The 13,449-nt window shown below is 52.8% G+C and carries 14 protein-coding genes; 7 read left to right on the top strand and 7 right to left on the bottom strand.

The genetic code is table 11. From position 1 onward, the window contains the following. Both ilvA and acuI read left to right on the top strand, forming a co-directional pair. Positions 1 to 1,530, top strand: a complete 1,530-nt coding sequence (ilvA, locus tag CAG64_RS12195; RefSeq protein ID WP_021707007.1) for a threonine ammonia-lyase, biosynthetic — start codon at positions 1 to 3, stop codon at positions 1,528 to 1,530. A gap of 170 nt (positions 1,531 to 1,700) precedes the next feature. Next, a complete protein-coding gene (gene acuI / locus CAG64_RS12200) occupies positions 1,701 to 2,681 on the top strand; it encodes an acrylyl-CoA reductase (NADPH) (protein WP_021707008.1) in 981 nt (326 codons plus the stop codon). A 53-nt stretch (positions 2,682 to 2,734) separates the two neighbouring features. Here acuI and CAG64_RS12205 read toward each other — a convergent pair whose 3' ends face one another. Together CAG64_RS12205 and CAG64_RS12210 are read right to left on the bottom strand one after the other, a co-directional pair. Then, positions 2,735 to 3,139, bottom strand: a complete 405-nt coding sequence (locus tag CAG64_RS12205; RefSeq protein WP_161488687.1) for a c-type cytochrome — start codon at positions 3,137 to 3,139, stop codon at positions 2,735 to 2,737. Between the two features lie 131 nt (positions 3,140 to 3,270). After that, positions 3,271 to 4,212, bottom strand: coding sequence for a LysR substrate-binding domain-containing protein (locus CAG64_RS12210; protein ID WP_161488686.1), 942 nt, complete (start codon positions 4,210 to 4,212; stop codon positions 3,271 to 3,273). Positions 4,213 to 4,342: 130 nt separating this feature from the next. On the opposite strand from CAG64_RS12210, the gene CAG64_RS12215 reads away from it, so the two are divergent. Then, positions 4,343 to 5,257: a sterol desaturase family protein gene (locus CAG64_RS12215; RefSeq protein ID WP_161488685.1), complete on the top strand. Its 915-nt coding sequence runs from the start codon at positions 4,343 to 4,345 to the stop codon at positions 5,255 to 5,257. A gap of 23 nt (positions 5,258 to 5,280) precedes the next feature. Here the strand turns inward: CAG64_RS12215 and CAG64_RS12220 are convergent, their stop codons facing one another. Then, a complete protein-coding gene (locus tag CAG64_RS12220; RefSeq protein WP_021707013.1) occupies positions 5,281 to 5,466 on the bottom strand; it encodes a hypothetical protein in 186 nt (61 codons plus the stop codon). Positions 5,467 to 5,598: 132 nt separating this feature from the next. On the opposite strand from CAG64_RS12220, the gene tusA reads away from it, so the two are divergent. Beyond that, positions 5,599 to 5,847 carry a sulfurtransferase TusA gene (gene tusA, locus CAG64_RS12225; RefSeq protein ID WP_021707014.1) on the top strand — a complete coding sequence of 83 codons (249 nt, stop codon included), beginning with the start codon at positions 5,599 to 5,601 and terminating at the stop codon, positions 5,845 to 5,847. 44 nt (positions 5,848 to 5,891) lie between these two features. Here tusA and CAG64_RS12230 read toward each other — a convergent pair whose 3' ends face one another. Both CAG64_RS12230 and CAG64_RS12235 read right to left on the bottom strand, forming a co-directional pair. Further along, a complete protein-coding gene (locus tag CAG64_RS12230; protein WP_021707015.1) occupies positions 5,892 to 6,152 on the bottom strand; it encodes a hypothetical protein in 261 nt (86 codons plus the stop codon). Between the two features lie 155 nt (positions 6,153 to 6,307). Next, on the bottom strand, positions 6,308 to 6,865 hold the full coding sequence (locus CAG64_RS12235; protein WP_021707016.1) for a TMEM165/GDT1 family protein: 558 nt from the start codon (positions 6,863 to 6,865) through the stop codon (positions 6,308 to 6,310). A 482-nt stretch (positions 6,866 to 7,347) separates the two neighbouring features. Here CAG64_RS12235 and glyQ point away from each other — a divergent pair, with 482 nt between their 5' ends. The 3 genes from glyQ (at position 7,348) to CAG64_RS12250 (ending at position 11,805) form a co-directional block, all read left to right on the top strand. Next, positions 7,348 to 8,265, top strand: a complete 918-nt coding sequence (glyQ, locus tag CAG64_RS12240; RefSeq protein WP_161488684.1) for a glycine--tRNA ligase subunit alpha — start codon at positions 7,348 to 7,350, stop codon at positions 8,263 to 8,265. A gap of 13 nt (positions 8,266 to 8,278) precedes the next feature. Then, positions 8,279 to 10,345: a glycine--tRNA ligase subunit beta gene (glyS, locus tag CAG64_RS12245; RefSeq protein ID WP_161488683.1), complete on the top strand. Its 2,067-nt coding sequence runs from the start codon at positions 8,279 to 8,281 to the stop codon at positions 10,343 to 10,345. A 209-nt stretch (positions 10,346 to 10,554) separates the two neighbouring features. After that, positions 10,555 to 11,805, top strand: coding sequence for a valine--pyruvate transaminase (locus CAG64_RS12250; protein WP_161454364.1), 1,251 nt, complete (start codon positions 10,555 to 10,557; stop codon positions 11,803 to 11,805). Between the two features lie 73 nt (positions 11,806 to 11,878). Here the strand turns inward: CAG64_RS12250 and CAG64_RS12255 are convergent, their stop codons facing one another. Then, the gene (locus CAG64_RS12255; protein ID WP_021707020.1) at positions 11,879 to 12,313 is read right to left on the bottom strand and encodes an Hsp20 family protein; all 435 of its coding nucleotides are present in this window, start codon (positions 12,311 to 12,313) and stop codon (positions 11,879 to 11,881) included. 459 nt (positions 12,314 to 12,772) lie between these two features. Further along, a complete protein-coding gene (locus tag CAG64_RS12260) occupies positions 12,773 to 13,207 on the bottom strand; it encodes a GreA/GreB family elongation factor (protein ID WP_337247452.1) in 435 nt (144 codons plus the stop codon). Positions 13,208 to 13,449 lie beyond the last annotated feature (242 nt).

A 13,449-nucleotide genomic window follows, 5' to 3' on the forward strand; every position in this document is an offset into this window, starting at 1 on the left:
ATGACACGAACCCATCAAACTGGCGCAGACTATCTGCGCCAGATCCTGCGGGCACCGGTGTACGAAGTAGCCACGGTCACGCCGCTGCAGGCCATGCCGCGCTTGTCGGCCCGGATCCACAACAGCGTGCAAATCAAACGCGAAGACCGCCAGCCGGTGCATTCATTTAAGCTGCGCGGCGCCTACAACATGGTCGCCAGCCTGACAGACGCGCAGAAAGCCGCTGGCGTGATCGCCGCCTCGGCGGGCAACCACGCTCAGGGACTGGCCCTGTCCGGCACCCGGCTCGGGATCCGCACCACCATCGTCATGCCAAAAACCACACCGGATATCAAAGTGGATGCGGTACGCAGCTTCGGCGGTAACGTGGTACTGCACGGCAACAACTTTGATGAAGCGAAAGCCGAAGCCGAACGCCTGTCGGCCGAACACGGCTATACGTTTGTCCCACCATTTGATCATCCGCTGGTGATCGCCGGTCAGGGCACCATCGGGATGGAAATGCTGCAGCAAAACGGCCATTTGGATTATATTTTTGTCCCCGTTGGCGGCGGCGGTCTGGCCGCCGGAGTCGCGGTGCTGATCAAACAGCTGATGCCGGAAATCAAAGTGATTGCGGTGGAACCGGAAGATTCAGCCTGCCTTAAAGCGGCACTGGATGCCGGAGAGCCCGTGGTGCTGGATCAGGTCAGCATGTTTGCCGACGGCGTGGCCGTCAAACGCATCGGAGAGGAAACCTTTCGTTTGTGTCAGCAGTACATCGATGACCACATTACCGTGTCGAGCGATGAAATTTGTGCGGCGGTCAAGGACATCTTTGAAGATACCCGCGCGATCGCCGAACCTTCCGGGGCGCTGGCACTGGCCGGCCTGAAAAAGTTCACCGAAAAGCATCAGCTCCGGGGCAAACAACTGGGCACCGTGCTGTCGGGCGCCAACACCAACTTCCATGGTCTGCGCTACGTATCGGAACGCTGTGAACTGGGTGAGAAACGCGAAGGCTTGCTGGCCGTCACCATTCCTGAACGTCAGGGGGCCTTTTTTGAGTTTTGTAACCTGATCGGCGGCCGCGCCGTGACGGAGTTTAACTACCGTTACAATGACGACGAGCTGGCCAACATTTTTGTCGGTGTCCGTCTGCAAGGCGGGCAGGAAGAACTGGACCACATCATTCAGGATCTACGCGACGGCGGCTATCCGGTGGTTGACTTGTCTGACGATGAGATGGCCAAGCTGCACGTGCGTTACATGATCGGTGGTAAACCGTCCAAGCCGCTCAAAGAACGCCTGTACAGTTTTGAGTTTCCCGAGTACCCGGGCGCGCTGCTGAAATTCCTCAGCACACTGGGCACACACTGGAACATCAGCCTGTTCAACTACCGCAATCACGGTGCCGATTACGGTCGCGTACTGTGTGGCTTTGAACTCGATGAGCACGATTTAGCCCGTTTTTCCGCCCATCTGCGTGAGCTGGGTTATCAATGTAAAGACGAAAGCGACAACCCTGCCTACCGTTTCTTCCTCTCTTGATCCAAAGCCAGTCGCTGTGACTGGCTTTGTACTATTCTCTAGGGACGATTTCGGCCCACCTCTATGCGCTTTGCGCATAAATATAATGCTAAAGTTTCATTTTAGTCATACTCAATGAGCCGCTACACTAACCTCAGTATCAATATTGCTGCACAACTGTGGAGACCCTTATGTTTAATGCGCTGATTCTTAACCAAGAAGACAAACGTACTATCGCTGCCATCGAACAGATCGACGAGGCACAACTGCCTGAAGGCGACGTGCTGATCGACGTCGATTACTCGTCACTCAACTACAAAGATGGCCTGGCAATCACAGGGAAAGGCAAAATCATCCGTAATTTTCCGATGGTGCCGGGCATCGATCTGGCAGGACGTGTGATCAGCTCACAGGACAACCGTTACCAGCCCGGCGATCAGGTGGTCCTGACGGGGTGGGGGGTGGGTGAAAACCACTGGGGTGGCATGGCACAACGTGCATGTCTCAAAGCCGACTGGCTGGTGCCCCTGCCGCAGGGTATCGACAGTAAAAAAGCCATGATGGTGGGTACCGCGGGATTCACCGCCATGCTGTGTGTTCAAGCTCTGCTGGATGCCGGCATCAAACCTGAACACGGCGAAATTCTGGTCACTGGCGCCAGTGGCGGAGTTGGCTCGGTCGCCGTCACCTTGCTGGCGCAGCTGGGCTACCAAGTGGCTGCAGTCACTGGCCGTGTGGCGCAAAACGGCCCGTTGCTGGAGCAACTCGGCGCCAGTCGCATCATCGATCGCAGTGAATTTGACGCGCCGGCTCGTCCGCTGGAAAAACAGCTGTGGGCAGGCGCAGTCGACACTGTGGGCAGTACAATGCTGGCGAAAGTGCTGGCTCAGATGGACTACAACAGCGCCGTCGCTGCCTGTGGCCTGGCAGGCGGTTTCGATCTGCCGACCACCGTCATGCCATTTATCCTGCGCAACGTACGCCTGCAAGGGGTGGACTCCGTGATGTGTCCGATCGACAAGCGTGTCGCCGCGTGGGAAAAACTGGTCGCTCTGCTGCCAGACAGCTTCTTTGAGCAAGCGTGTACCGAAGTGCCGCTGGAGCAGGCGCCAAAATACGCCGAAGACATCACCAAGGGTCAGGTGACGGGTCGAGTCGTGATCAAACTGTAACGCCCCAGCCAAACAGCAACAGCCGGGCACGGAAATGCCCGGCTGTTGGCGTTTTAAAAGGCCTGTGAACCCAATAAATGCCTATCAACCGGGCTTGGCTTACCGTACCTATCGTTGTGCTGGTGGTACGCTTCGGCCGTTTGGCTGACACTGCCATCAAAACGCGGGTCCTGCGGACGCTCTTGACTGTTGATGAACAGTGCCACATCCCAGGCCTGCTGATCAGACAAACTGTAACGCTCACCCAGCGGCATATTGGCTTTGATGAAGTTGGCAGCGGTGTTGATCTGATGCATCCCCGCGCCCCAGTTGTAGCTGTCTTTACCCCACAACGGAGGGAAGACATAGCGATTATCGACCTGTTGGCCCTCTCCATTCTTACCATGACACACCGCGCACTCTGAGGCGTACACACGTTGACCGCGGACAAAATCCGGTTCGGCGGGCGCATGGCTCATTTTAGCGTAGCTACGACCCGGTTTCAGCCAGATCAGGATAGGTAGACTGTGCCTGAGCGGACAGCAGCCCGGGATCAGCGGTGGCCGACAGCGAAAATACCATCGGCAGGCAAGCCACCCTGTGATCTTTTTTAACCAAGTCCCATATCTTCGATTCGCTTTGCAATCAAGCGGCTACACTCTTCTTTGACGATAGCACGCAACCATTCCTGTGACGGAGAATGCTCGCATCTCGGGTGCCAAATCATCGAATAATCGAACGGCATAAACTGAAAAGGCAGCGGTTTGACCACCAAATCGAAACGTTCCGCGACCAGGTAGGCCAAGTCGGCCGGTACGGTGATGATCAGCGGCAAGGTATCGATGATCGCCAGCGCCGCTTCCAGATGATAGGCGCGCAGCACCATACGACGCTCAGGCTGATCACTCAGTGCCTGATCAAGCAGCGCTTTCACGCCGTCACTGATGGCAATCATGGCGTGTGGATGAGTCAGGTAATCGTTCAGGGTCAGCGGCAACTCAGCCAAAGGATGATGGCGCGACAACAGGCACAATACACCGACCCGGCCCAGCACTTCGCTGCGCAGCGGATCCAAGGACCCGGTCGGACGACAGATCGCTAAGTCGGCGCCGGCGTGCATCAACTGATCGCTCAGCCGATCATGTTGCAACGGCGGAAACTCAAACGATACTCGCGGCGCTTCCTGATAAATTCTGGGGAGCGCAAACGGCAGAATGGTCTGCATGGCGTAATCGGTAGTGGCGATGGTGAAGGTTTGTTCACAGCTGCGCGGTTCAAACTCAACCGGCGACAATAACTGGCGCAGCGACTCAAGCGGCTCACCGAGTGAACGATTAATTTCCAGCGCTTTTTCGGTTGGTACCAAATGCTGTCCCTGGCGAGAAAAGAGCGGGTCGCCGAGTAACTCACGTAAACGGCCGAGCACACGACTCATCGCCGACTGGCTCAGGCTGAGCCGGGCGGCCGCTTTACTGACGCTGCTCTCTTCAATCAATACTCGCAACGCCACCAGCAAATTCAGATCACGGCGGTAAATGTCTTCCAGTTCCACTCTATTATACCCATGCAGTTATCAGGGACACCGTGGTGATTGTAACCGCAAGTGAGAAAAAATCCCCGCTTTCGATGCCACACGCCTAATCTAAAGAGAGGCTCTATCACTCGCAGTCGGAGGCAAATACATGGACGAACTGATGGCATCATCACTTAACGCCCTGATTAATGCCTATCGTGCGCTGTGTTTCCCTGGAGTGTTTTTCATCCTGGTTGCGCTGTTGATCCACCGTCAAAAGCTACTGACCAACTGGCGACCCGTACTGACGGAAAGCACCACCAATCTGATGCTGCTCACCATCAATATCCTGCTCACTGCGCCCATCATTGCCTATCTCGACGTCACACTGCGCGGCATGAATTTGGCGTTGATTGCCGCATCAAGCTGGGAAGCCCTCCCGCCATGGCTGCTGATCGTGGTGGTGGTGTTCGTCGGTGACTTCGTCGGCTACTGGCGTCACCGCTTCGAGCATTCGCTGCTGCTGTGGCCGTCGCACAGCACCCATCACTCCGATACACACATGACCTGGCTGACACTGGAACGCTTTCACCCGCTCAACCGGCTCTCCACCTTTTTCATCGACACCAGTTGCCTGCTGCTGCTTGGGTTCCCAGTTTGGGCGGTGCTGGTGAACAACATTGTCAGACACTACTATGGCTACTTTATTCATGCCGACATTCCAATCGATTATGGCCGGCTTGCGCCCTGGTTTGTGTCTCCGATGATGCACCGCTGGCACCACGCCAATGACCGCAACGCCTATCAGGCAAACTTTGCCACGGTGTTTGCCCTGTTTGACCGCTGGTTCGGCACCTACTACGTTCCAGCCTATGCCCCGCCTCGGCTTGGTGTGCCGTCTCACAGTGGCGGTGGCAGCTATTTACAACAGCTGCGTTACCCGTTTTTACCCTCGTCTTACCGCAAGATCTGGCAGTGGAAACGGCACAACGGTCCGGGCAACGAGCCGGTCGATTTTCAGGCAAAAAAATCCCGCCTTTCAGCGGGGAAGCCCAAGAAAAATGGGGATAGTGTCGGAATGTAATTGAGCGTAGTACTACAAGTGCGTTAATTGTTTTGCTCTTCAGATGAACCTTGCCAGCGGCGCATCTCGAGCCAAATCCCTAACATGGTGGCACACATGCCGATCAAGGGCATGAATGACGTCTCTGCTGGCGAACGCAGGACAAGTGCGCAGAAAGAAATAAAACACAGAACCGAGTAGATGGTCAGTCTATCCAGGGCTGTTAACATAGGCGCTCCTTGTCGTTTGTTACCAACTTGTTAATTAAGTTAAAACAAATTGATCTGTTTGCCAAGGGGTTATTGAATATTTTTTCTCCAGCAGTATTATTTAGCCTCTCCAGACGTATTTAAGAGATGACCATGACATTCAATGCAGAGCAGGCAACCCTAACGTTAGAGGCAGAAGGACTTCGCTGCCCGGAGCCGGTGATGATGGTCAGGAAGACAATTCGTAACATGCAGGACGGGGATGTGTTACTGGTGAAAGCGGACGACCCGTCAACAACCCGTGATATTCCCAGCTTCTGTCGTTTTATGGATCACCAGTTGATGGCCGCGCAAACCGACACCCTGCCCTATCAGTATTTGATCAAGAAAGGGCTCAACTGAGCGCGAGACCAATGTAAAAAAGGCTGCCTGAGGCAGCCTTTTTGTTATTCATCATAATCGATGCGATGTACCTCAGCCTGTAACTGTTGGAGTTGCTGTTTCATCGCTCGCATCTCTTTGTGCATCGGGATGATATGCGCGACCCGAATCCAGGCTTCGACAGTCAAACCGGTCAGGATGATCGCACCGGCCACCATGGGCAACCACATATCGGTTAACGCCATGCCCAATAGCGTTAACACCAGTCCAAAGGTAAACAAATAGCTCTGACTTTTCGGGGTCATCCCCATATAACGTGTCAGCATACTTCTGCCCTCCCGCCACCAAGTACATGATAAAAGTAGCATGACCTTGATGGCCCTGATAGCTCAGCGCTTATGCAAATCCGGCTTTTCTCTCAGAGTATGATCTGGCGCAAACATCGCTGAGTTGCTGTGTTTTAACCCCATTTTCGCGTCAGTTAGGAAAAGAACGCCGCACCGATGGCCAGAATAACGAACAGGATCGCGGTGACTTTGCGGATCAGATTTAACGGGAGCTTATCGGCCGACAATCTGCCAAGCAGTACCACTGGCACATTCGCCAGCAACATCCCCAACGTGGTGCCCACAATCACCCAGCCCAGAGCATCGGCGTACTGTGCGCCAAGAATCGACGTCGCAATCTGAGTTTTATCGCCGATTTCCGCCACAAAAAACGCGATAAAGCTGGCGATAAACGGTCCGCGACTGGATATCGACTCATCGTCATCGAGTTTATCCGGGATCAACACCCAACCGGCCATAACGAGGAAACTGATCACCAGAACCCACTTGAGGATTTCGGGGGACAGAAAATCGGCGACTACCACACCAAGCCAGGCGGCCAGGGCGTGATTGGCCAGGGTCGCTGCCAAAATCGCAGCAATGATGGGTAACGGTTTACGATAACGGCTTGCCAGCAGTAGAGACAGCAATTGGGTCTTATCGCCAATTTCGGCTAAGGCCACCGTAGTAATTGAAATAGCTAAAACGCTCACGACATGCTCTTTGGGGCAGGGATTATAATTTTAACCGTAGACAAACCTCGCGCCCCACCCCGGTTCACGATGTTTGTCTAAGGTCTTGCTAAACCCATCCAGCGATGAGCCTCGAACGCCATGGTGATTTGGCACCAATTATGTTGACGGACGAACCAGATAACCAAGAATGGTGACCGGGTAAGCTACTCCCCAAAGACGGCGGAATTCTAATCAGGCTAACGCCAGATCTCAAGTAAGAAATCCATCAAAAGTGGCCTTTTTGGCGATTTCCGAACAATAAACACAATAAATTCCACTAAAAGACATTTTTGACTACGAATTAAGCAAGATTAGCCCTACTCCCATGCAGAATATCTCGGTATACTTGATCGTTATTTTATTCAACCGTCATTACTCAACATGGCTGACCAAAGGTGGTGTTCACCACTCGTTATCGGGCGGTCATCATGAGTAACCGAACAATTGCGCGAACCTGACTTATGCAAAAATACGATATCAAAACCTTCCAGGGAATGATCCTCGCGCTGCAGGATTATTGGGCTCAAAATGGTTGTACCATTGTTCAACCACTGGATATGGAAGTGGGTGCGGGTACCTCTCACCCAATGACCTGTCTGCGAGCACTTGGCCCAGAGCCAATGTCGACCGCTTATGTACAACCTTCACGTCGTCCGACCGATGGCCGCTACGGTGAGAACCCGAACCGTCTTCAGCACTACTACCAATTCCAGGTCGCGCTGAAACCATCGCCAGACAATATCCAAGAGTTGTACCTTGGCTCCCTTGAAGTTCTTGGTATCGACCCACTGGTTCACGACATCCGTTTCGTCGAAGACAACTGGGAAAACCCGACACTGGGCGCCTGGGGTCTGGGCTGGGAAGTGTGGCTCAACGGCATGGAAGTCACTCAGTTCACTTACTTCCAGCAAGTTGGCGGCCTGGAATGCAAACCGGTAACCGGTGAGATCACTTACGGTATTGAACGTCTGGCAATGTACATCCAAGAAGTCGACTCGGTTTACGACCTGATTTGGAATATCGCCCCAGACGGCAGCGCTGTGACTTACGGTGATATCTTCCACCAAAACGAAGTCGAGCAATCAACCTACAACTTCGAACACGCCGATGTCGATTTCCTGTTCAGCTTCTTCGAGCAGTGTGAAAAAGAGTGTAAAGAGTTGCTTGAGCTTGAAAAGCCACTGCCACTACCTGCTTACGAGCGCATCCTGAAAGCAGGTCACGCATTCAACCTACTGGACGCACGCAAAGCGATCTCAGTGACTGAGCGTCAACGTTACATCCTGCGCATCCGCAATCTGACCAAAGCAGTAGCAGAAGCATACTACGCATCGCGTGAAGCACTGGGCTTCCCAATGTGTAAGAAAGAACAAGCGTAAGGGGTAAAGTCACATGGCAAAAGAATTTCTAATCGAGCTGGGTACCGAAGAGCTACCACCAACGCAACTTCGCACTCTGGCGGAAGCATTCGCAGCAAACTTCGAAGCAGAACTCAAAGACGCGGAGCTTGCGCACGAAGGTGTAAAATGGTTCGCGGCGCCTCGTCGTCTGGCACTAAAAGTAGCGGCATTGGCAGAAAGCCAATCAGACAAAGTGGTTGAAAAACGTGGTCCTGCGGTTTCTGCAGCGTTTGACGCGGAAGGCAACCCAACCAAAGCAGCTCAAGGCTGGGCTCGTGGTTGTGGCATTACGGTTGACCAGGCGGATCGCATGGTAACCGACAAAGGTGAATGGCTACTGTTCAAACAAGAAGTGAAAGGTCAGCCAACGTCTGAGATCATCGTTGAACTGGCAGCAAAAGCACTGGCAAACCTACCTATCGCAAAACCAATGCGCTGGGGTAACAAGACGACTCAATTTATCCGCCCAGTGAAAACGCTAACCATGCTGATGGGCAGCGATCTCATTGAAGGTGAGATCCTCGGCGTAGCGTCAAGCCGCACCATCCGTGGTCACCGCTTCATGGGTGAACAAGAGTTCACTATCGATTCTGCTGAGCAATACCCTGCAATCCTAGAAGAGCGCGGGAAAGTGATGGCCGATTACGAAGCGCGTAAAGCCATCATCCTCGCGGACGCACAAAAAGCGGCAGCAGAAGTTGGCGGTATTGCGGATCTAGAAGATGACCTAGTAGAAGAAGTTACGTCTCTGGTTGAATGGCCAGTCGTACTAACCGCGAAGTTCGAAGAAGAGTTTCTAAAAGTGCCTTCTGAAGCGTTGGTTTACACCATGAAAGGTGACCAGAAATACTTCCCTGTTTATGACGAAAACAAGAAGCTACTACCTAACTTCATCTTCGTATCGAACATCGAATCAAAAGAACCTCGTTACGTAATCGAAGGTAACGAGAAAGTGGTTCGTCCTCGTCTTGCTGACGCAGAGTTCTTCTTCAACACTGACCGTAAGCGTCCGCTTATCGACCGTCTGCCTGAACTAGAGCAAGCGATCTTCCAAAAGCAACTGGGTACGATCAAAGACAAAACCGACCGCATCACTGAACTTGCTGGCTACATCGCAGAACAAATCGGTGCTAACGTTGAGAAATCAAAGCGTGCTGGTCTACTAGCAAAATGTGACCTAATGACCTCTATGGTATTCGAATTTACCGATACTCAAGGTGTCATGGGCATGCACTACGCGCGCCACGACGGTGAAGCAGAAGAAGTGGCCGTCGCACTGAACGAGCAATACATGCCGCGTTTCGCCGGTGATGAACTGCCATCCAACGGCGTGTCAACGGCCGTCGCAATGGCAGACAAACTGGACACTATCGTCGGTATCTTCGGTATCGGTCAGGCGCCAAAAGGCAGCGACCCATTTGCCCTGCGCCGCGCATCGCTCGGTGTACTGCGTATCATCGTAGAATACGGCTACCACCTAGATCTTGTTGACCTAGTCGCAAAAGCGAAATCACTGTTTGGTGAGCGTCTAACCAACGACAACGTTGAGCAAGACGTGATTGAATTCATGCTGGGTCGTTTCCGTGCCTGGTATCAGGACGAAGGCTTCAGTGTGGATGTGATTCAGGCGGTCCTGGCGCGTCATCCGACCAAACCCGCAGACTTCGACCAACGCGTGAAAGCGGTTTCTCACTTCCGTGAACTGGAAGCGGCGGAGTCTCTCGCAGCAGCAAACAAACGTGTCGGTAACATTCTGGCGAAATTCGACGGCGAACTGGCCGCAGACATCGACCTGGCACTGCTACAGGAAGACGCAGAGAAAGCACTAGCGGAAAGCGTTGAAGTGATGACAGAAGCACTAGAGCCGGCCTTTGCTACGGGTAACTACCAACAAGCGTTGAGCAAGCTCGCTGACCTGCGTGAGCCGGTGGATGCGTTCTTCGACAACGTTATGGTTATGGCCGATGACGAAGCGCTGAAAAAGAACCGTCTGACCCTGCTGAACAACCTGCGTAACCTGTTCCTAAAAATCGCCGACATTTCGCTATTGCAAAAATAACGTGCTGCAATCGACATGAGTTGTCGACATAAAGGCAACGATGTAAGCCCAACTCCTCGGAGTTGGGCTTTGTTTTATCTGTTGCACGGAATTAGTGCTTTTCGTCGCCCAGCCATTCAGGTATGTTCAAGGATTACTCTGTTCGCCAGCCACGCACTGGCGCTTCTACACTGATCAAAGCAATCACAATGAATTAGGTAAAATCAGCAATGCAATTCTCTAAGTTTGGTGAAAAGTTTAATCGATACTCCGGTATTACGCAGTTAATGGATGACTTAAATGATGGCCTGCGCACACCTGGTGCCATCATGCTCGGCGGAGGCAACCCGGCCGCCATCCCGGCCATGCTCGATTACTTTCACCGAGCCTGTGAGGAAATGCTCGAAAATGGCGATCTGGTGGCCGCGCTGGCGAACTACGACGGCCCGCAGGGAAAGAATGTGCTGGTGAAAGCGCTGGCAGCGTTACTGCGCGACACCTATGGCTGGGACATCAGTGAAAAGAACATCAGCCTGACCAACGGCAGCCAAAGCGGCTTCTTCTACCTGTTTAATCTGCTGGCTGGTAAACAGGCCGATGGCTCACATAAAAAAATTCTGTTGCCACTCGCTCCGGAATACATAGGGTACGGTGATGCCGGTGTGGACGAAAACATCTTCGTCTCCTACCACCCGGAAATCGAACTGCTGGATAACCGCCTGTTTAAATACCATGTCGACTTCGAGCAACTGACCATCGACGACTCCGTGGCGGCGATTTGTGCTTCTCGCCCGACCAACCCGACCGGCAACGTCCTGACAGACGAAGAGATCCGCAAACTGGATCGGTTAGCGCGCGCCAATGACATTCCGCTGATCATCGACAATGCCTACGGCCTGCCGTTCCCTAACATCATTTTTGAAGACGTACAGCCATTTTGGAATGAGAACACCATTCTTTGCATGAGCCTGTCCAAACTCGGCCTGCCTGGCGTGCGCTGCGGGATTGTGATTGCCAGTGAAGCCATCACACAAGCGATGACCAACATGAACGGGATCATCAGCCTGGCTCCGGGGAGCGTCGGTCCGGCTCTGGCCCACCATATGATTGAAAAAGGCGATCTGCTGACACTGAGCACTGAAGTGATCAAGCCCTTTTACCAGCAGAAATCCCAACGCGCGGTCGAACTGCTGCAAGCCGCTATCAGTGATGAACGCTTCCGGATCCATAAACCTGAAGGGGCGATGTTCCTGTGGTTGTGGTTTGATGAGTTGCCCATCACCACCATGGAACTGTATCAACGCCTCAAGGCACGTGGGGTGCTGATTGTACCGGGCGAGTATTTCTTTATCGGCCAGGAAGACGAATGGGCGCATGCGCATCAGTGTCTGCGAATGAACTACGTTCAGGACGACGACAAAATGCAGCTAGGGATCGCGGCCATCGCCGAAGAGGTGGAAAAGGCCTACCGGGAAGGGTGAGAGAAACAACCTTCTCCGCACAAAAAAGAGCGCCTATGGCGCTCTTTCTCACTCTATACACTCACTCTTATGCTCAGCGATTTTCCAGCAGTTGATTACCGATAGTAATTTTGCGTGGCTGCATCGCTTCCGGAATTTCACGCACCAGGTCAATGTGCAGCAAGCCGTTTTCCATCGATGCACCCGTCACTTTGACGTAGTCCGCCAACTGGAACTTACGTTCAAAATCACGCTCTGCAATGCCTTGATAAACGTAATTTTTGCCTTCTTCCGCGTTACGTTCACCCTTCACGATCAACATGTTCTCGTTTTGTGTCAGATCGAGCTGTTGCTCAGAAAAACCCGCCACCGCCATGGTGATACGGTAGTTGTGCTCGTCTTTCTGCTCAATATTGTAAGGAGGGTAACCACCAGAGGAGCTTTTGGCGGTGTTCGCTTCCATCAGGTTGAACAGACGATCGAAGCCAATGGCATTACGGTATAGTGGTGAGAAATCTACATTACGCATAAAATCTATCCTCTTAATTTAAGCAATAGTCTTAGCCCAGATGAACTTCATCCCGATGGCGTGTTGATGCAAACAACTTCGCCGAGCTAAGCATTCCAGATCATTCCACAGGCCTTGGTTTGGCGCGGAGACATGATAAGGAATCGTCAGTCAGGTTGTATGCCAAAACGCAGTCTCCTCCACAGAGCGAGCAGGTGTTGGCGATGTCAGAGGGCTGTGCTTCTAGTCTCTAGCAAGCCAGTCATCCCCTTCACTATTAGATATAAGGGCACAAAAATGGCTTTCAAGGGGAAAAATGAAAATTTTAATCAGCCCGCGGATCGTCACGGGCTGATGGGTAATCCGCTTACTTGCGAGAAGATTTACGCGCTTTTACTACGCTTTGCTCTGCCGCTTTCTCCTGCTTTAGCTTGCGTTTTTCTTTCAGACTTAACTGGGGTTGTTTCTTCTCTTGCTTACTCATGACTTCACCTCTGTTGACTGACATAACCGACAGCCGCACACCGACAACAACGCGGGTGGGCGTGACGAATGCACAATATCGGTAATCACAAAACGGCGCCGCTGATGGAACAGGATCATCTCGAACTCGTCCTGTAAAACCCGCCCCAATAGCTGGGCACCCAAATGAGAATCCACAGCCAGTTGGTCACTCAAAGGCCGGCTTTTATCGGCGTTGACTAACGTGACTCGATAATGATGACGGCGTTCGATATCCATCAGCCCCACCCGATCGCCGACAGCAATGCGGGCACCGTTGTGGCAATCGGCCTGTTGATCATAGCGTTCAAACAGCGCCAACAAGCGCAGCGGAGACTGATAGGTTAAAAAGCGACTGGTGAACCACCAGGTACGCAGTGCCGGGGCGTATGCCGACCATCTACGTGCCAACACGATGACTTCCTTCTCAAGACCTTGTTTTAGCGATAATTGCGATACATAGAGCCGGAAGTGCCTCACTTCCGGCTCAGTCCAGGAACCTCGTCACCATGTGTGTTCTCCGCAAGTGGGTGGGTGTGCTAGCACTATAACCAGAGCCAAAAAGAAAGCAAAAGCGCCGCCTCGAACAAAATGGCAAGAAACCGGTAAAACAGACAGAAAATGGTACGCGGGGATCAGAAAGTGGCAGTAAACTC

It is taken from the genome of Vibrio sp. V38_P2S17PM301 (genome assembly GCF_009904845.1).
In the GTDB taxonomy this organism is placed as follows: domain Bacteria; phylum Pseudomonadota; class Gammaproteobacteria; order Enterobacterales; family Vibrionaceae; genus Vibrio; species Vibrio proteolyticus.